This is a genomic window from Parasphingopyxis marina, from assembly GCF_014237875.1.
GTDB classification, from domain to species: Bacteria; Pseudomonadota; Alphaproteobacteria; order Sphingomonadales; family Sphingomonadaceae; genus Parasphingopyxis; species Parasphingopyxis marina.
Genome location: NZ_JACJVJ010000002.1, coordinates 682,703 through 699,972, shown reverse-complemented (window position 1 = coordinate 699,972; position 17,270 = coordinate 682,703). Strand labels below are relative to the sequence as shown.

At 64.0% G+C, this 17,270-nt stretch carries 18 protein-coding genes; 13 read left to right on the top strand and 5 right to left on the bottom strand.

The window, feature by feature from the left end:
* The first annotated feature begins 2 nt into the window (after positions 1-2).
* Complete coding sequence (locus tag H6P80_RS12175) at positions 3-968, top strand: Vgb family protein (protein WP_185801634.1); 966 nt, start codon at positions 3-5, stop codon at positions 966-968.
* On the top strand, positions 965-1,360 hold the full coding sequence (locus H6P80_RS12170; protein WP_185801633.1) for a c-type cytochrome: 396 nt from the start codon (positions 965-967) through the stop codon (positions 1,358-1,360). Before H6P80_RS12175 ends, H6P80_RS12170 begins: the two co-directional genes overlap by 4 nt.
* Here H6P80_RS12170 and H6P80_RS12165 read toward each other — a convergent pair.
* Together H6P80_RS12165 and H6P80_RS12160 are read right to left on the bottom strand one after the other, a co-directional pair.
* Complete coding sequence (locus H6P80_RS12165; protein ID WP_185801632.1) at positions 1,357-1,704, bottom strand: GntR family transcriptional regulator; 348 nt, start codon at positions 1,702-1,704, stop codon at positions 1,357-1,359. The two genes, H6P80_RS12170 and H6P80_RS12165, sit on opposite strands and share 4 nt — an antisense overlap.
* Positions 1,705-1,795: 91 nt before the next feature.
* Positions 1,796-2,377, bottom strand: a complete 582-nt coding sequence (locus tag H6P80_RS12160; protein ID WP_185801631.1) for a nitroreductase family protein — start codon at positions 2,375-2,377, stop codon at positions 1,796-1,798.
* Positions 2,378-2,506: 129 nt separating this feature from the next.
* Here H6P80_RS12160 and H6P80_RS12155 point away from each other — a divergent pair, with 129 nt between their 5' ends.
* Genes H6P80_RS12155 through H6P80_RS12140 form a run of 4 tightly spaced genes read left to right on the top strand, consistent with a single transcriptional unit; the run spans position 2,507 to position 7,746 of the window.
* Positions 2,507-4,339 carry a peptide MFS transporter gene (locus H6P80_RS12155; protein WP_185801630.1) on the top strand — a complete coding sequence of 611 codons (1,833 nt, stop codon included), beginning with the start codon at positions 2,507-2,509 and terminating at the stop codon, positions 4,337-4,339.
* Positions 4,339-5,751 carry an amidohydrolase gene (locus tag H6P80_RS12150; protein ID WP_185802129.1) on the top strand — a complete coding sequence of 471 codons (1,413 nt, stop codon included), beginning with the start codon at positions 4,339-4,341 and terminating at the stop codon, positions 5,749-5,751. Before H6P80_RS12155 ends, H6P80_RS12150 begins: the two co-directional genes overlap by 1 nt.
* Positions 5,748-7,049: an amidohydrolase family protein gene (locus H6P80_RS12145; RefSeq protein ID WP_185801629.1), complete on the top strand. Its 1,302-nt coding sequence runs from the start codon at positions 5,748-5,750 to the stop codon at positions 7,047-7,049. Before H6P80_RS12150 ends, H6P80_RS12145 begins: the two co-directional genes overlap by 4 nt.
* A gap of 7 nt (positions 7,050-7,056) precedes the next feature.
* Positions 7,057-7,746 (top strand): NnrU family protein, encoded by a 690-nt coding sequence (locus H6P80_RS12140; RefSeq protein ID WP_185801628.1) that lies wholly within the window; start codon positions 7,057-7,059, stop codon positions 7,744-7,746.
* Here H6P80_RS12140 and H6P80_RS12135 read toward each other — a convergent pair.
* Positions 7,743-8,735, bottom strand: coding sequence for an aldo/keto reductase (locus tag H6P80_RS12135; RefSeq protein WP_185801627.1), 993 nt, complete (start codon positions 8,733-8,735; stop codon positions 7,743-7,745). The genes H6P80_RS12140 and H6P80_RS12135 overlap by 4 nt on opposite strands.
* A complete protein-coding gene (locus H6P80_RS12130) occupies positions 8,732-9,979 on the bottom strand; it encodes a dicarboxylate/amino acid:cation symporter (protein WP_185801626.1) in 1,248 nt (415 codons plus the stop codon). Before H6P80_RS12130 ends, H6P80_RS12135 begins: the two co-directional genes overlap by 4 nt.
* A gap of 147 nt (positions 9,980-10,126) precedes the next feature.
* Here H6P80_RS12130 and glmM point away from each other — a divergent pair, with 147 nt between their 5' ends.
* The 6 genes from glmM to folP all read left to right on the top strand — a co-directional run bounded on the left by glmM (position 10,127) and on the right by folP (position 15,510).
* On the top strand, positions 10,127-11,464 hold the full coding sequence (gene glmM / locus H6P80_RS12125; RefSeq protein WP_185801625.1) for a phosphoglucosamine mutase: 1,338 nt from the start codon (positions 10,127-10,129) through the stop codon (positions 11,462-11,464).
* The gene (locus tag H6P80_RS12120) at positions 11,464-11,697 is read left to right on the top strand and encodes a DUF1272 domain-containing protein (RefSeq protein ID WP_185801624.1); all 234 of its coding nucleotides are present in this window, start codon (positions 11,464-11,466) and stop codon (positions 11,695-11,697) included. The genes glmM and H6P80_RS12120 overlap by 1 nt, the downstream gene beginning before the upstream one ends.
* Positions 11,694-12,494, top strand: a complete 801-nt coding sequence (gene thiD / locus H6P80_RS12115) for a bifunctional hydroxymethylpyrimidine kinase/phosphomethylpyrimidine kinase (protein ID WP_185801623.1) — start codon at positions 11,694-11,696, stop codon at positions 12,492-12,494. The genes H6P80_RS12120 and thiD overlap by 4 nt, the downstream gene beginning before the upstream one ends.
* Positions 12,491-13,051 (top strand): ribonuclease HII, encoded by a 561-nt coding sequence (locus H6P80_RS12110; RefSeq protein ID WP_185801622.1) that lies wholly within the window; start codon positions 12,491-12,493, stop codon positions 13,049-13,051. Before thiD ends, H6P80_RS12110 begins: the two co-directional genes overlap by 4 nt.
* Before the next feature lie 184 nt (positions 13,052-13,235).
* On the top strand, positions 13,236-14,375 hold the full coding sequence (locus H6P80_RS12105; RefSeq protein ID WP_185801621.1) for a site-specific DNA-methyltransferase: 1,140 nt from the start codon (positions 13,236-13,238) through the stop codon (positions 14,373-14,375).
* Positions 14,376-14,394: 19 nt separating this feature from the next.
* Positions 14,395-15,510: a dihydropteroate synthase gene (gene folP, locus H6P80_RS12100; protein ID WP_185801620.1), complete on the top strand. Its 1,116-nt coding sequence runs from the start codon at positions 14,395-14,397 to the stop codon at positions 15,508-15,510.
* On the opposite strand, the gene H6P80_RS12095 is transcribed toward folP, so the two are convergent.
* Positions 15,507-16,946 (bottom strand): sigma-54-dependent transcriptional regulator, encoded by a 1,440-nt coding sequence (locus H6P80_RS12095; RefSeq protein ID WP_185801619.1) that lies wholly within the window; start codon positions 16,944-16,946, stop codon positions 15,507-15,509. The two genes, folP and H6P80_RS12095, sit on opposite strands and share 4 nt — an antisense overlap.
* 170 nt (positions 16,947-17,116) lie before the next feature.
* Here H6P80_RS12095 and H6P80_RS12090 point away from each other — a divergent pair, with 170 nt between their 5' ends.
* Entirely contained in the window at positions 17,117-17,260 is a 144-nt protein-coding gene (locus H6P80_RS12090) for an aa3-type cytochrome c oxidase subunit IV (RefSeq protein WP_185801618.1), read from the top strand.
* Positions 17,261-17,270 lie beyond the last annotated feature (10 nt).

Here is a 17,270-nt window from a genome sequence, read left to right as displayed (position 1 = left end):
CCATGCTCGCTCGTCTTGTCGCCGTCGTGCTTTTCGTCTTCGCCGCTCCGCTTGCCGCGCAGCAGCTTGAAACCCGTGTCTTCCAGCTTCCCGAAGGGGCCCGCCCGCACGATGCGGCGCCCGCGCCCGGCGGCAAGATCTGGTACACCGCCCAGCGCCAGGGCGCGCTCGGCATTATCGACCCCGCAAGCGGAGAGATCCGCCAGGTGCCGCTCGGCGAAGGTTCCGCGCCGCACGGCGTGATACAGGGGCCGGACGGCGCGGCCTGGATCACCGATGGCGGGCAGAATGCGATCGTCCGCTTCGATCCGGAGACCGAGGAAGTGACCGTGTGGCCGCTGCCCGAGGATATCGGCTATGCCAACCTCAATACCGGTGCCTTCGACGGTGACGGCATCCACTGGTTCACCGGGCAGAACGGCATTTATGGCCGGCTCGATCCGGCGACCGGCGAGATGGCAGTATTTCGCGATCCCGAGGGGCGCGGCCCCTATGGCATCGCCGCGGCGCCCGATGGCGAAATCTATTATGTCTCGCTCGCCGGCAGCCATCTCGGGCAGGTGAACCGCGAAACCGGCGAAGTGACAATGATCGAACCGACGATCGAGGGAGCGGGCACCCGCCGCGTCTGGGCGTCGAGCAACGGCGATCTGTGGATTTCGGAATGGAATGCCGGGCGGCTGAGCCGCTACCGGCCGTCCGACGGCAGCTGGCAGAGCTGGCCGCTCGATGGCGAGGAGCCGCGGGCCTATGCCGTTTATGTCGATGAGCGGGATATCGTCTGGGTCAGCGATTTTGGGGCAAATGTCACCCTGGCCTTCGATCCGGAAACCGAGCAATGGCTCAGCGTACCGGGCAGCGGGGAGGGCGCCAATGTCCGCCAGATCCTCGGCCGGCCGGGCGAAGTCTATCTGCCGGAATCGGGCCTCGACCGGCTGATGCTCGTGCGTTACCCGGTTGAGGAATGAAGGAGCGAATCGCCGCCGGCGCGGCGGTTTTCCTGCTGTCCTCTATGGCAGTGGCGCAACCCGCTCCCGGCGATGTCGCGCGTGGCGAACGCGCCTATCAGAAATGCTTTTCCTGTCACGACCTGGCGACGGACTCGCAGCCGCTGACCGGGCCGCATCTCGGCGGAATCGTGGGGCGCCGGATCGCTGCCATGGGCGGTTTCGCCTATTCGCTGGAAATGCGCGCCTTTGCCGGTCAGCACGAGATATGGACGCCAGCGTTGCTCGAGCGGTTCCTCGCGGACCCGCAGGCGGTGGTACCGGGAAACGAAATGGGATTTTTCGGGATAGGCGATCCGCAGGAACGGGCCGACCTGATGGCCTATCTGCGCGCCGGGGCGGAAACCCGCTAGGCGAGTTCGCGGTCGAGAAGCTCGGCGGCGTCGAGCCCGAGCCGGTCGATGCGGCGCTGGATCTCGGGCCATTCGTCGTTGAGGAAGGTTTCGCGTTCGCGGGTGCGCAGCTTTTCCGACGCGCCATTGGCGACGAACATGCCGACGCCGCGCCGGACGATCACGATGCCGTCGTCCTGAAAGGTCTGATAGGCTTTGGCGACGGTCAGCGGGTTGGCGCCTTCCTCTGCCGCAAAGGCGCGGACCGAGGGCAGGGGATCGCCATCGCCATAGCGGCCATCGAGAATGGCGGCGCCGATTTTCTCGCGCAGTTTCAGATAGACGGGCTGTTCGGCTTTGGACATCGCGCTATAGTGTAGTAAAACACCACCTCGCGTCAACCCCCTGTAAAATAAAGGCGCGGGAAGCCGACGCCGAAATTGTCGCCAAAGCGGCCTAGGCCGGCTGCCAGGCGCTCACGACATCGTCATAATCCGGCCGCGGCCGTTCGGAGAGTTCGGCCCCGGCCGTGCCGAGAAAGATGAATCCGGCGATCTTCTCCGGCGCTGCCCCGAACGCGTCGCGCACCTCGTCCGAGAACGCAGCCCAGCCGGTCAGCCAGCCGCCGACATAACCGCGCGCATGGGCGGCGGAGAGCAGGTTCATGCAGGCCGCGCCGGCCGAAAGCTCCTGCTCCCAGAGCGGGATCTTGCTGTCCTCGCGCGGGCTGTAGAGCACGACGACGAGCGAGGGCGCCTGGTGGGCGAATTGCTCGATCGCTTCCCGTTCGAGCCGTCCCGGTTGCTCTTTGTCGATGCGATAGGCGCTATGCAGAATTTCGGCGAAGGCCTCGCGCTGATCCTTTTCGATCGTCACGAACCGCCAGGGCGCCAGCTTGCCGTGATCGGGCGTGCGCATCGCGGTGGAGAGGATTTCGCGCATTTCCGCCGAATCGGGGCCGGGGGCGACCATGTCGCGCGGCTTGCCGGAGCGGCGGGTGGCGAGAAAGGCGGCGGGGGAGGAAAGATCGTTGAACATGGCCGCGGCTCCTACCATCCCGTGCAAAAAGCGCCAGTCCCCTTCACAGCCGCGATTTCGGCGCTAGTCTGCGCGCCATGACAGCCGGTGGGGGCCGGCACGCAAAAATCTCAGGGAGTGTATCACCCGATGGCTACTCAGTTCGAAACCACGGGCAAGGAGGGTAGCGAGTTTCTCGGCCACCCGACCGGCCTGTTCGTCCTTTTCTTCGCGGAGATGTGGGAGCGTTTTTCCTATTACGGAATGCGCGCCCTGCTCACTTTATACCTTGTTCGCCACTGGATGTATTCGGACAGCGACGCAGGCTTGATTTACGGTTCATACACGGCGCTTGTTTATATCACGCCGGTGTTGGGCGGCTATCTGGCCGATCGATATCTCGGACAAAGAAAAGCGGTTCTTTTTGGCGCTGTGCTTCTGGCTTTCGGTCACTTCTGCATGGCCTTTGAAGGCGGCGGAGGTCAGAATGATCCAGCTATTAACATCTTCTGGCTTGCCCTTGCTTTCATCATTGTCGGCTCAGGTTTCCTGAAGGCGAACATTTCCGTAATCGTTGGTCAACTTTATCCGCGCACGGACGTACGCCGTGATGGTGCCTACACGATTTTCTATATGGGCATTAATTTGGGTGCTGCCATTGGCGCGCTGATCTGTGGGTATCTGGGTGAAACCTACGGGTGGAAATATGGCTTTGGGCTCGCCGGTATTGGCATGCTCCTCGGTTTGATCGTGTTCGTGTGGGGGAAACCTTACCTTATTGGGCGGGGCGAACCAGAGAATCCTGCGAAATTGGAGGAAAGGGTTAGCGGCATCAAATTTGAGTGGCTGCTTTACGCGATTGGCGTTGCCGCAGTCGCTCTGGTGTGGATACTGATCCAGTATCAATCTCTGGTTGGCTTTCTACTAGCGCTGTTTGGCGTCGCTCTCATTGGTGCTGTTCTGTACTATTCAATGTATGTTTTGAATGGTGGCAAATGGGCGCTGGACAGCTTTGTCAAGGTTGCGACGGTTATCGCGTTGGGCATCGTTTTCGTCGCGTTCCTCCTATGGGCAGTGGGGAGCATTTCAGGTTCAGCACTCGGTGCATTTATGGAACAGCCCGTCCCAATCGGAAGCTTCAGCCTGCCGCTCTATGGATTGTTTGCAACGATCGGATGTGTCGGGATGTTGGCGGTGATGGGGCAACAGATCAGTACCGTTACGAAGGAAGCGAGAGATCGGATATTCGCTGCGATGTTCCTGATATTTGTTTCTGTGATTTTCTGGGCGCTATTCGAACAAGCGGGTTCATCTTTGAATCTGTTCACCGATCGCCATGTTGATCGTGGCGGCGTTCCAGCGTCGATGTTCCAGTCGATCAACGCGATCTATATCATTCTTCTGGCGCCGATTTTCGCGATAGTTTGGACGACGTTGGGACGGAAGGGCATGGAACCCTCCGCTCCCTTCAAGTTCGGGTTGGGCGTTATCCAAGTCGGTTTAGGTTTTTTGGTCTTGGTCTGGGGCGCCCAAGCCGCAGGCATCGAAAACGCCACGCCCGTATTGTTCATTTTCCTGATCTATCTCTTGCATACAACCGGAGAACTCTGCCTTTCCCCGGTTGGTCTTTCTGCGATGAACCGACTTGCACCGTCCCATATGGCATCAATCATTATGGGTACTTGGTTCTTCGCGTCTGCAACCGGGAACTTCGCGGCAGGTTTGATAGCGTCAGCTACGGGAGCGGAAGGACTTGAAGGAGAAACCGCTGGCAAGGAAGTTGTGCTCGGGGTTTATGGAACTGTTGGAATGTGGGCGGTTGGCATTGGTTTGGGAGTTCTTGTTCTTGCTCCATTCATCAAACGCCTCATGCATCTCGACACGTTGAAGGACGATAATGTCGGCGACGATATGCTTGGCCAAGCGGAACTCGGCGAGCCGGGCGCCGCTGGCGTCAACACTTCGGGAGAAGTCCGTACATGATGGCAAGGATCGGGATCGTTGCGGCGGCGCTGGTTTCGCTCGTCGCCTGCGCGACGACCAGCGGGGGAAGCGCCAGCGCTGAGAACGCCAGCAACCGGCTGAGTTACAACGAACTCTTCGATCCCGATCCTTTCCCATCTACCTACGCGCCCTATCCGGGCGTGCCCACGGTCATCACCAACGCCACCATCTATGACGGCGAAGGCGGCGAGATCGCGAACGGCATGATCTATTTCGCCGACGGCCATATCCAGTCGGTTGGCCAGTCGCTCGACATTCCCGACGGCGCGACCGTCGTCGACGGGTCGGGTCTCTGGGTGACGCCGGGCGTGATCGACATCCACAGCCATCTCGGTAACTATCCGAGCCCCGGCGTCGGCGCGCATTCGGACGGCAACGAGGCAACCGATCCCAACACCGCGAATGTCTGGACCGAACACAGCGTCTGGCCGCAGGACCCCGGATTTTCGCGCGCGCTCGCCAATGGTGGAGTGACGACGCTCAACATCCTGCCGGGTTCCGCCAACCTGTTCGGCGGCCGTTCGGTGACCTTGCGCAACGTGCCAGCGCGCACGATGCAGGGGATGAAGTTTCCCGATGCGCCCTATGGCCTGAAAATGGCGTGCGGCGAAAATCCGAAGCGCGTCTATGGCAGCCGCAACCGTTCGCCCTCGACGCGAATGGGCAATATCGCGGTCGCGCGCCAGGCCTGGGCCGACGCCCAGCGCTATCGCGAGCAATGGGAGCGGTACCGCGAAGACGGCGGCGCGCGTCCGGCCCGCAACTTGCAGAACGAGACGCTGGTCGGGGTTATGGAGGGCGAGATCCTCGTCCATAATCACTGCTACCGCGCCGACGAGATGGCCAATATGATCGATATGGCCAATGAGTTCGGCTACCGGATCTCCAGCTTCCAGCACGCGGTCGAGGCCTACAAAATTCCTGATCTGCTGAACGAAAACGGCATCTGTTCGGCGATGTGGGCGGACTGGTGGGGCTTCAAGATGGAAGCCTATGATGCGGTGTTCGAGAATATCCCGATGGTCCATGCGGGCGGGGCCTGCGCGATCGTCCATTCGGACGACCAGAACGGCATACAGAGATTGAACCAGGAAGCGGCCAAGGCGCTCGCCGACGGGCGAAGGGCCGGGATAGAGATATCCGATGCCGAGGCCTGGCAATGGCTGGCGATCAACCCTGCGCGCGCGCTGGGCATCGCCGAGCAGACCGGCAGCCTCGTTTCCGGCAAGCGCGCCGATATCGTTCTGTGGAACGGCAATCCCTTCAGCGTCTATTCGCGGCCGCAAATGGTGTGGATCGACGGCGCGCTGATGTACGACATGAACGATCCGCAGCGCCGCCCGATTTCCGATTTCGAACTCGGCCAGCCGGGCGAAGGGAGCGTGCGATGAAGATCCTGCTCGCACTCCTTGCGCTCGTCCTTGCTGCGCCACTTGCCGCGCAGAGCGTTGCGATCATCGGCGGCACCGTCGTCGTCGGCGACGGTGGCGATCCGATCCCGAACGGCACTGTCGTCCTGCGCGGCGGCCGGGTGGTCGCGGCGGGCGCCAATGTCGCGGTGCCTGCCGGCGCGCAGATCGTCGATGCCACGGGCCGCTGGGTCACGCCCGGTATCGTCGGCGGTTTCACCCGGCTCGGCCTTGTCGAGGTATCCCTCGAACCGTCCACCAACGATAGCGGCGCATCGAGCTCGCCGTTCAGCGCCGGGCTCGACATCGAACCGGCGATCAATCCTATGGGGTCCGCGATCTCGACTAACCGCACCGGCGGCGTCACCCGCGCGATCGTCGCGCCGACCACGACCAGCACGATCTTCGGCGGACAGGGTGCGATCATCGATCTGGGGGACGATATGGAGGCGGTGATGCAGCCGCGCGCCTTCCAGTTCGTCGAGCTTGGCGAGACCGGCGCATCGCGCGCCGGCGGCAGTCGCTCCGCCAGCCACGCCATGCTCCGCAACGCGTTCGACCAAGCGGCCGCCTATGCCCGCAACCCGGCCGGCTATGGCATGGGCAACAGCCGCGAAGCCCTGCTCAACAGCCGCGATGCCGCCGCGCTCGTGCCGGTGATCCGGGGCGAGGTGCCGATGCTCGTCCATGTCGAACAGGCGCGCGATATCCTCAACGTTCTGGCCTTGCGCGAAGACTATCCCCGGCTTCGGCTCGTGCTTGTCGGCGGTGCCGAGGGCTGGCGCGTTGCTCCGCAAATCGCTGCGGCGCGCGTTCCGGTGATTGCCTCAGCGCTCATCGACCTGCCCGAATCCTTCGAACAATTGGCCGCGACCCAATCGAATATCGGCCGGATGCGCGATGCCGGCGTCGAGGTCGCGATCGGCATGATCAACGATAATGATGCGCACTATCTCTATCTCGCCACCCAATATGCGGGAAACCTCGTCGCGCTCAATCGCATCCCCGGTGCGACCGGCCTGAGCTGGGGCGAAGCGTTCGCGGCAATCAGTTCGGTGCCCGCCGAGATCATGGGGCTGGGCGGAGAGATCGGTTCCTTGCGGGCCGGCCGCCGCGCCGATGTGGTGATCTGGGATGGCGACCCACTGGAGCTATCATCCAATGTCGACATGGTGATGATCGACGGCGTGGAACAGTCGCTGGTGTCGCGCCAATCGCGGCTGCGCGACCGTTATCTCAGCATCGGCGAGCGGCAGCTGCCGCAGGCCTACGAATGGTAGCGAAAGGATGAGCCCGGTCGTCCACCTCGCGATCGCCACCGCCAGCTTCGTCGGCACGCATTTCCTGTTATCGCATCCGCTGCGTGCGCCGATCGTGGCGCGGACCGGGGAGGCGGGCTTTCTCGGCCTTTATTCGCTGATCGCCGCGATCACGCTGGGCTGGATGATCTGGGTCGCCTGGACGATGCCGCCGCTCGCGCCCTATTGGGTTGCGCCGCTCTGGTTCTTCCAATGGGTCGCGCCGATCCTGATGCTGCTCGCGAGCGTCCTGCTGATTGGCGCCAATATCGGCAACCCGGCATCGCCCAACCCCAAGGGCGCCTTCACCGTGCGCCCGGCCACCGGCGTCTTCGCGATCACCCGTCATCCGATGAACTGGGCCTTCATCCTCTGGGCGCTCACCCATATCGCGCTCACCGGATCGCCGCGCAATCTGGTGATCGCCACCGGCATCCTGATCCTCACCTTTTTCGGCTCGATCCTGCAGGACCGGAAAAAGCAGGCGTTGCTCGGCGATGCCTGGCGCGGCTGGGAAACCCGCACCTCCTTCATGCCCTTCGGCGCGATCGTGAACGGCAAGATACCGTGGCGCGCGGCATGGCCGGGCGCGATTCCGGTTCTCGGCGGGCTTGCCCTGTGGGCGGGCGCGAGCTGGCTCCACCCGATGGCCGTCGGGCCGTGGTTCTGGTTCGGCTAGAGCCGCACCATTTTCATCATCGGCTCGCGATAGCGCGTCCCGGCGGTCGATCCCATCGCCGCCGCCGCATCAAGTTTGGCGAGATCGTCGGCGCCGAGCGCAATATTGGCCGCTGCCATTGAATCTTCCATCGTTGCCCGGCGTTTGGTTCCGGGGATCGGCACGATATCCTCGCCCTGCGCCAGCAGCCATGCGAGCGCGATCTGGGCCGGCGATACGCCATGGGCTTCGGCGATGGTTTTGACGACCTCAACCATCTCCATATTCTTCGCGAAATTCTCTTCCGAATAGCGCGGATCGCCGAGCCGGTAATCGCCTTCGGGAAGGTCCTCGCGGCTTGCGATCTGGCCGGTCAGGAAGCCGCGGCCGAGCGGCGAATAAGGCACGAAGCCGATGGCGAGCTCACGGCAGAGCGGTAATATCTCTTCCTCTATCTCGCGCTCCCACAGCGAATATTCGGATTGCAGAGCGGTGATCGGATGGACGGCGGCGGCCTTGCGGATCGTTTCCGGCCCGGCCTCGGAAAGCCCGATATGCCGGACCTTGCCCTCCTGGATCAGCTGCGCGACCGCGCCGACGGTTTCCTCGATCGGCACGTCGGGATCGACGCGGTGCTGGTAGAACAGGTCGATCGTGTCGATGCCGAGCCGCGTCAGGCAGCCCTCGCAGGCCCGGCGGACATTTTCGGGCGAGGAATCGGTGCCGCGAAAGCCGCTTTCGTCGAATTTGAAGCCGAACTTGGTCGCGATGACGAGCCCGTCGGGCCTGCCCTTGATCGCTTCGCCGAGCAGTTCCTCGTTGCGATGCGGGCCATAGACTTCGGCGGTATCGAAAAAAGTGACGCCGAGTTCGATCGCGCGGTGGATGGTGGCGATCGATTCCCTGTCGTCGGTTTCTCCATACATATCCTTGCCGACACCGGCCATCGGCATGCAGCCGATTCCGAGCGCCGAAACTTCGAGGCCTTTTCCGAGAATGCGGTGTTTCATGGCGCGGCTTCCGTTTCGGGCGAATCTTCGGGGCGCGTGACCGCTGCGGTCACCGCGACGTCCATCGTAACATTGCCGAGGGTGCGGATGATATCGGGCACGGCCTCGACCGCGATGAGCAGAGCCAGCGGCTCGACCGGCACCCCCATGACGAGGCCGATCGGCACGATCGAGGTCAGGAAACTCGCTTCGCCCGGCACGCCCGCCGCGCCCATCGTCGTGATGGCCGCCGTCGCAACTCCGGCAGCAAGCGCCAGCGGCCCCAGCTCGACGCCGTACCAATGCGCGACATAGATGACGACGGCGAGGTTCATCGCCGGGCCGGTGACGCGAAACAGCGCGACGGCGAGCGGCAGGACGACGCCGGAGCGGGTATCGGGAATGCCGAGATCCTCCGCGCCGCGCAGCATGGCCGGGAGCGAGGCGAGCGAAGATCGCGTGCTGACGGCCACGGCCTGCGCCGGCGCCGACGCGGCGAGGAACCGGGCAAGGCCGATCCTGCCGCCGAGTATCGCCACGGGATAGGCCGCCAGCCAAATGATGATACCGACCGCCGATACGATCAGCACATAATGGGCCAGCGCGCCGAAGGCCGATGCCCCGGCCTGTGCGCCGACGACGAAGGCGAGTGCGAATACGCCGACCACGGCAAGCTTCAGCACCCAGCCGATGACGATGATCATCGCATCGCCGACCGCTTCGAAGAATCCGGCGAGTTTCTCCTGCGGTTCCGGCGGCAGGCGGGTGATCGCGAAGGCGAAGATCAGCGTGAAGACGATCAGCGGCAGCACCGAATCCTCGGCGGCTGCGGCAAACGGATTGGACGGAACGATACCGCGCAGGAAATCGCCGATACTGGCCGCGGCGCCGGGCGGCTCGGTACCCGAGAGCGCGGCGGCGAGCGACTGGCCCATGTCTTGCGGCAGCGGGAAAATCGCGAGCAGCGCGGGCGTGATCAACGCCGCTGCGGCGGACGATGCCCAGAGCAGTACGATAAACCAGACAAGCGCCCGTGCCGTCAGCCGGCCCGCGCGTGCGGCGCGGGCCGCCGTGACGATGCCGGTGACAAGCAGCGCGACGATCAGCGGCATGATCGTCATGCGCAGGCCGTTGAGCCACAAGGTGCCGATCGCGTCGGCGAAATCGAGGATGCCGGCGATGCGCTGCGACGCATATCCGGACGCTGCGATGCCCAGGGTCAGGCCAAGCGCCAGCGCGATGAGTATCCAGACGGGGCGGCTCATTCGGCGAGCCCCGACGCGCCGGTCCGTTCGATTTTCGGGTAACGATGCAAGCGCGGCTCCCTGTCTGTGCTTCACAGCATCATGGGCGCGGGCTAGAGAGCCTTGCAAGCCTTAAAGGCACATCTTGGATAGCGGGACGAAGCCAAAGTGACGCGTAGCTATTTCGGAACCGACGGTATCAGGGGCCGCACCAACCAGCCGCCGATGACGGCGGCGGTCGCGATGAAGGTCGGTCAAGCAGCGGGCGCGCATTTCCTGCGCGGCGATCACAAGCATCGCGTGGTGATCGGCAAGGATACGCGGCTTTCCGGTTATATGATGGAATCGGCGCTGGTCGCCGGTTTCACGAGCGTCGGCATGGACGTGATCATGGTCGGCCCGATGCCGACGCCGGGCATCGCGATGCTCACTCATTCGATGCGCGCCGATCTCGGCGTGATGATATCGGCCAGCCACAATCCCTTTTACGACAATGGCATCAAGCTGTTCGGGCCCGATGGCTTCAAGCTTTCGGACGACGACGAGGCGGCGATCGAGGCGCTGTTGCAGGAACCGCCTCGACTGGCCGTGTCGGAGAATATCGGCCGCGCCCGCCGCGTCGAGGATGCGCGGGGCCGCTATATCCATGCGGCCAAGATGACCTTCCCCTCCGACCTGCGGCTCGACGGACTCAAGATCGTGATCGATTGCGCCAATGGCGCGGCCTATCAGGTCGCGCCCTCGGTGTTGTGGGAGCTGGGCGCCGATGTGATCACCCTGGGCGTCGAGCCCAATGGCCTCAACATCAACGATCAATGCGGATCGACCTATACCGATGCGCTGTGCGAGCGCGTGGTCGCGGAAGGCGCGCATATCGGCCTCGCGCTCGATGGCGATGCCGACCGGCTGATCGTGGCGGACGAAAAGGGGCGGGTCGTCGATGGCGACCAGCTGATGGCGCTGATCGGTACCGAATGGCAGCGGCGCGGCAAGCTGAAAGGCGGCGGCATTGTCGCGACCGTGATGTCCAATCTGGGGCTCGAAAAATTCCTCGAAGGCGAGGGGTTGACGTTGGAACGCTCGAGCGTCGGCGATCGCAACGTGCTGGAAAGGATGCGTGCCCGGGATTTCAATATCGGCGGCGAACAGTCGGGCCATCTCATCCTCACCGATTATGCGACGACCGGCGACGGGCTGATCGCGGGGCTGCAGATCCTCGCCGCGCTGATCGAAAGCGAGCGGCCGGCGAGCGAGGTGCTGCACCTGTTCGATCCCTATCCGCAGCTCCTCCAAAATGTGCGCTTCGAGGGCGGCGATCCGCTGAGCCATGAAACGGTCAAGCAGGTGATCGCCGAGGCCGAGGCGAAGCTCGGCGAGGCGGGGCGGGTGCTGATCCGCAAATCGGGCACCGAACCGCTGATCCGGGTGATGGCCGAAGGCGAAGACAAGGGGCTGGTTGGAACCGTCGTCGCGGATATCTGCGCGGCGGTGGAGGCGGCGGCCTGATGCTCGAGATGCGGCCCGATTGCGAACATTGCGGCACGGACTTGCCGGCCGATCGGCCGGGCGCGCATATCTGCTCGTTCGAATGCACCTTCTGCCTCGATTGCGCGAAGGGCCCGCTTGCCGGGAGCTGCCCCAATTGCAGCGGCGAGCTGCGCCCGCGCCCGATTCGCGCGACGGCCTTGCTCGCCCGCGCGCCGGCGTCCACGGAACGGAAATACAAGGCCAACGCATGAGCATGCCTGCACGGATCCTCGCAATCGCGGGATCGGACAGCGGCGGCGGCGCCGGGATCCAGGCCGATATCAAGACGATCACCCTGCTGCACGCGCACGGGATGACGGCGATCACCGCGATCACCGCGCAGAATACGCTCGGCGTGCAGGCGGTGGAGCCGGTGCCGGTGGAGATGGTGCTCGCGCAGATCGATTCGGTGGCTTCGGATATCGGCATCGACGCGATCAAGATCGGCATGCTGGGATCGGCGGCGCTGGTCCGCGCGCTGGTCAGGCGGTTGCCGGAAATCGGCGCGCCGATCGTCTTCGATCCGGTGATGGTCGCGACCAGCGGTTCGGTGCTGGCCGACGAGGATACGATCGCCGGTTTTCACGACCTCATTCGGATATCGGACGTCGTGACGCCCAACCTGCCCGAACTCTCGAAACTCACCTGGTCGCGGCTCGCCTCGGCTTATGAGATGGAGCGCGAGGCACGGCGGCTGGCGCGCGATCTCGATTGCACGGTGCTCGCCAAGGGCGGGCATCTGGAGGACGATCTCGTCACCGATATCCTCGTCCAGCCCAATGGCAAGGTCGATCGCTGGAAGGGCAGCCGCATCCACACGGCGCACAGCCATGGCACGGGCTGCACGCTTTCCGCGGCGCTGGCGACGGGGCTGGGGCAGGGGATGAGCGCGGTCGAGGCTGCTGGGCGCGCGCGCAGCTTCGTGCGCGCCGCGCTGAAAGCGGCGCCGGGGCTCGGCGAAGGCAACGGCCCACTCGGCTTTGCCGACATGACCGAGTTCTGGCCGTGATTGTCGCCGGTGTCGACGAAGCGGGGCGGGGGCCACTCGCCGGGCCGGTCGTCGCGGCGGCGGTGATCCTGTGCGCTGAGGGAATCGACGGGCTCGACGATTCGAAAAAGCTTTCGGCCAAGAGGCGGGGCCAACTCGAAATCCTGATCCGGCAAAGCTGCGTCGTCGGTGTCGGCATCGCCGAGCCGGAAGAAATCGACCGGATCAATATCCTGCAGGCGACCCTGGTCGCGATGCGCCGCGCGGTCGAAGCGCTCGAAACCGAGCCCGGCCATATCCTGGTCGACGGCAACAGGCTGCCCGACTGGCGTTACGGCGCGGAAGCGGTGATCGGGGGCGATGCGATCCATCCCTGCATCTCGGCGGCCTCGATCATCGCCAAGGAAGTGCGGGACCGGATGATGCGCGAGGCGGCGCAAAAGCACCCGCATTATGGCTGGGAAAGCAACAAGGGCTATCCGACGGCGGCCCATATCGAAGCGCTCCGCCGCCACGGCCCATGCCCGCTCCATCGGCGCAGCTTCGCGCCGGTCGCGCAGACATTGCTCGATATTTGAGTCTTTCCCGCCACACCCCAGCATCTGGAGTCCGCGCGATTTGACGGGGGCCATATCTGGTGGGGGACTCTTTTCGTTCTCCCCGCGTTAACGATTTCGTCACCTTGTTCGTTAACTATCTTTGCCTTGACCCGGGAGTCCGGCTGACTCAGGCTCCCACCTCTTTTCGCAAGGGGGCTAGCGAATGGCGACTGTAGAGAATCTGGAACGGACGAAGACGGCGAAGACGCGCGCGCGTAAACCCGCGATCGCCGAGGTCGAGGCCGACCGCATCATCGAACAGGATTGCGTCGCCGCGATGGCCTCGCTGCCCGATGCCTGTATCGACATGGTCTTCGCCGATCCGCCCTATAATCTCCAGCTCGGCGGGGACCTGTTCCGGCCCGAAGGCAGCATGGTCGATGCGGTCGACGATGATTGGGACAAGTTCGATACGTTCGCGATCTACGACAAGTTCACCCGCGCCTGGCTAAAGGAGGCGCGCCGCATCCTCAAGCCCAATGGCACGCTCTGGGTTATCGGCAGCTATCACAACATCTTCCGGGTCGGGGCCGCCTTGCAGGATGAAGGCTATTGGATCCTCAACGACATCGTCTGGCGCAAGGCGAACCCGATGCCCAATTTCCGCGGCACGCGCTTCACCAACGCGCACGAGACGATGATCTGGGCCTCGAAATCCGAAAAGGCGAAATACACGTTTAACTACAAGACGATGAAATCGCTCAATGACGAGTTGCAGATGCGCTCCGACTGGCTGATCCCGATCTGCGCAGGGCAGGAACGGATCAAGGATGGCGGCAAGAAAGCCCATCCGACGCAAAAGCCCGAAGCGCTGCTGTATCGCGTGATGCTGGCCTCGACGAAACCCGGCGACGTCGTGCTCGATCCCTTTTTCGGCACCGGCACGACCGGCGCGGTTGCCCGCCGCCTGGGCCGCAAATGGATCGGCGTGGAGCGCGAGCCGCGTTATTGCGATGTTGCCCGCAAGCGGATCGCGGAAGCGTTGCCGCTCGACGAATCCGCGCTCCAGACGATGCGCGCCAACGAAGCCCAACCCAAGGTGCCCTTCGGCGCGCTGATCGAAACCGAGATGCTGAAACCCGGCGCGTTCCTGATGGACACGAAACGCCGCTGGAAGGCCGAAGTGCGGATCGACGGCACGCTCGTTTGCGGGGACAAGGAAGGCTCGATCCACAAGCTCGGCGCGCTGCTGCAGGACGCGCCCTCGTGCAACGGCTGGACCTTCTGGCATTTCGAAAGCGGTGACGGCCTCCAGCCGATCGACACGCTGCGCGAACAATACCGGCTGGCGCATTTCCCGTAAGAACGGCTAAGCCCACGCCATGACCGACATTCCCCCAAGCGCCGAACTCTATTTCCGGCCCACCGCTTTCGTCGATGCGCCCTTTGGCCTGGACGACCAGGTGAAGCGGCTGGCGGGCGGGCTGCTCTGGTTCAGCGCCTTCGAAGTGATTGTGGTCGATGGCGGGAAACGGGTTTCCGCGCCACTGGTGCCGATAACCGAACTGGAGGGTTTTCTCGCAGGGCTCGGCGAAGGCCAGGCCCAGGCCGCCGCGCAAACCATCACCCGGATCGAAGCGCCGCGTGCGCCTTTCACCCTTGGCCAACGGACCTTGCGTTTCGACGAGCCGATTGTTGCTGCCATCCTCAATTGCACGCCCGACAGTTTTTCGGACGGCGGCAAGCATGACAGCGATCCGCAAGCCGCGGCCGATGCGGGTTTCGCGATGGCGTCCGACGGCGCGGCGCTGATCGATGTCGGCGGCGAATCGACGCGGCCGGGATCGGCGGACGTCTGGGAGGGCGACGAGATCGAACGGGTCGTGCCGGTGATCGAAAAGCTGGCGGCGTCCGGCATCGCGGTCTCTATCGACACGCGCAAGGCGAGCGTGATGGAGGCGGCGCTGGCGGCGGGCGCGACCATCGTCAATGATGTCAGCGGGCTCCGCTTTGACGACCGCGCGGTGGAAGCCGTCGCCAAGGCTGGTTGCCCGGTGATCGTCATGCATCATCCGGGCAAGCGCGACGAACTTCACAAGAACGAGGAGTATTCCGATCCGCTGGTCGAGGTGTATGACTGGCTGAAGGATCGCGTCGATGCGCTGGTCGAGGCCGGAATCGCGCGCGAAAAAATCGTCGTCGATCCGGGCATCGGCTTCGGCAAGAAGGTCCAGCATAATCTTGCCGTGCTCAACGGCCTGTCGCTGTTCCACGGTATCGGCTGCCCGATCATGCTCGGCGCCAGCCGCAAGCGGCTGATTGGCGCGCTGTCGAACGAAGCATCGGCGGACGAGCGCCTTGGCGGATCTCTGGCGCTGGTAACCCAGGGCGCGGCGCAGGGCGTACAGCTGCTCCGCGTTCACGATGTCTTCGAAAGCATCCAGGCCTTGCGCATATGGCGCGGCCTTCGCGACGCGGCGCTGGCGCCGCTGGTCTAGGCCGCGCTGTCGATGCCCAGTTCCGCAAGCTTGCGGTAAAGCGTCGAACGCCCGATCCCCAGCCGCCGGGCGACCTCGGTCATCCGGCCGCGATAATGGCCGATGGCGAGGCGGATCACGTCCGCCTCGATGTCGGCGAGCGGCCTCAGATTGCCGTCGGCTTCATACAGGGCCACGCCCGGCCCGTCGGCAAAAGCATGGATCATGTTCGATGTTTCGCCGGGGCGCCCCTGTATCAGGCGGATCGCATCGGCGATTTCCGGAAAGTCGGCGGAGGTCAGCGCCGCGCCTTCGCAGCCGATGGCCGCGCGGAAAAGCGTGTCCTGCAATTGGCGGACATTGCCCGGCCAGTCGTAACGCATCAGCAGCGAAAGCGCGTCGTCGGTCACGCCGAGCGCCTTCATGCCCGGCTGGCTAGCGATCCGCGTCAGCAGGTGGCGGGCGAGCGGCGGGATATCGCCGGCGCGCTTGCGCAGCGGCGGGATTGTGAGGCCGACGATATTGAGCCGATAGTAGAGGTCTTCACGAAAATTTCCGGCGGTCACCTGTTCGAGGAGGTCGCTGTTGGCGCCGGCGATCAGGCGGACGTCGAAATCGATCGTCCGCCGGGCACCGATCGCGCGGATCGTGCCGGTCTCCAGGGCTTTTGCGAGCTTTGCCTGCACGTCGAACGGGATCGCCGTGATCTCGTCGATGAACAGGGTCGCGCCTTCGGCCTCGGCCAGTTTGCCGACATGCCGTTCGAAGGCCCCGGTGAACGCGCCTTTCTCATGGCCGAACAGTTCCGATTCGATCAGGTTCGGCGGGGTCGCGCCGCAATGCAGGGAAAAGAGCGGCCGTTTGGAGCGCGGGCTTGCCGCATGGACGGCGCGGGCGAACACTTCCTTGCCGACGCCGGGTTCGCCTTCGAGCAAAACGGGCACGCGCGAGCGGGCGGCCTTGGCGGCGATCGCAAGCGCGGCGCGGAATTCGGGCGAGGAGCCGACGATCTCGTCGAAGGGCAGCGTCTGGGCGACCTTTTCGGTGAGCGGGCGCAACTCGCCGCGATGCTGCTGCGCATGGGTGGCGGCGTTGAGCGCCCGGATCAGCCGGTCGGGCGCGATCGGCTTGGCGAGAAAATCGGTGGCGCCCGCGCGCATTGCGTCGACCGCGATCGATACCTTGGATTGCGCGGTGATGACGAGGATCGGGAGCGTCGGATATTGGGCGGAGAGCAGGCCGATCAGTTCGACGCCATCCGAACGCGGCGACCAGAGATCGAGCAAGACGGCATCGATGGTATCGGTTTCTTCCGAACCGAGCAGTAGCATCGCATCGCTGCCGCTTTCGGCGCGCAGGCTGCGCCAGCCCGCACGCGCGGCGATGGCGGCGATCAGCCTTCCCTGGGCCGGTTCGTCGTCGATCAGCAGTAATGCGCGCGCCCGCTCTTCAGGCATCGAATTCCCCGTCCTCGATTGAACCTCGTGCCATAGACGCGGCGGAGTAAAAGCGGCCTTAAAGCTGGTCGATCACCATGATCGCCGTTTTTCCGCGCGAATCCGCTTGAGGAGGGGCGGAGCGACGGTTAGACACGGTGTCGAACCAGTTTCGGGGACAGGGATTTATAATGGTCGAAACCAATGGCGAGCGGCATCCTGACATGGATTATCCCGCGCACACGAATACCTATTCCGGCTTTCTAACCATGCTGAAATGGGGAACCGCCGGCTCCATCATCCTTGCGATCATCGCGATCGTGGCAATTACTTGAGCCGGGCGCT

Bases quoted from the DNA above. Each gene is read 5' to 3' on its own strand.
- H6P80_RS12175 (WP_185801634.1), top strand. From the start codon at position 3: ATGCTCGCTCGTCTTGTCGCCGTCGTGCTTTTCGTCTTCGCCGCTCCG.
- H6P80_RS12170 (WP_185801633.1), top strand. From the start codon at position 965: ATGAAGGAGCGAATCGCCGCCGGCGCGGCGGTTTTCCTGCTGTCCTCT.
- H6P80_RS12165 (WP_185801632.1), bottom strand. From the start codon at position 1,704: ATGTCCAAAGCCGAACAGCCCGTCTATCTGAAACTGCGCGAGAAAATC.
- H6P80_RS12160 (WP_185801631.1), bottom strand. From the start codon at position 2,377: ATGTTCAACGATCTTTCCTCCCCCGCCGCCTTTCTCGCCACCCGCCGC.
- H6P80_RS12155 (WP_185801630.1), top strand. From the start codon at position 2,507: ATGGCTACTCAGTTCGAAACCACGGGCAAGGAGGGTAGCGAGTTTCTC.
- H6P80_RS12150 (WP_185802129.1), top strand. From the start codon at position 4,339: ATGGCAAGGATCGGGATCGTTGCGGCGGCGCTGGTTTCGCTCGTCGCC.
- H6P80_RS12145 (WP_185801629.1), top strand. From the start codon at position 5,748: ATGAAGATCCTGCTCGCACTCCTTGCGCTCGTCCTTGCTGCGCCACTT.
- H6P80_RS12140 (WP_185801628.1), top strand. From the start codon at position 7,057: ATGAGCCCGGTCGTCCACCTCGCGATCGCCACCGCCAGCTTCGTCGGC.
- H6P80_RS12135 (WP_185801627.1), bottom strand. From the start codon at position 8,735: ATGAAACACCGCATTCTCGGAAAAGGCCTCGAAGTTTCGGCGCTCGGA.
- H6P80_RS12130 (WP_185801626.1), bottom strand. From the start codon at position 9,979: ATGAGCCGCCCCGTCTGGATACTCATCGCGCTGGCGCTTGGCCTGACC.
- H6P80_RS12120 (WP_185801624.1), top strand. From the start codon at position 11,464: ATGCTCGAGATGCGGCCCGATTGCGAACATTGCGGCACGGACTTGCCG.
- thiD (WP_185801623.1), top strand. From the start codon at position 11,694: ATGAGCATGCCTGCACGGATCCTCGCAATCGCGGGATCGGACAGCGGC.
- H6P80_RS12105 (WP_185801621.1), top strand. From the start codon at position 13,236: ATGGCGACTGTAGAGAATCTGGAACGGACGAAGACGGCGAAGACGCGC.
- folP (WP_185801620.1), top strand. From the start codon at position 14,395: ATGACCGACATTCCCCCAAGCGCCGAACTCTATTTCCGGCCCACCGCT.
- H6P80_RS12095 (WP_185801619.1), bottom strand. From the start codon at position 16,946: ATGCCTGAAGAGCGGGCGCGCGCATTACTGCTGATCGACGACGAACCG.
- H6P80_RS12090 (WP_185801618.1), top strand. From the start codon at position 17,117: ATGGTCGAAACCAATGGCGAGCGGCATCCTGACATGGATTATCCCGCG.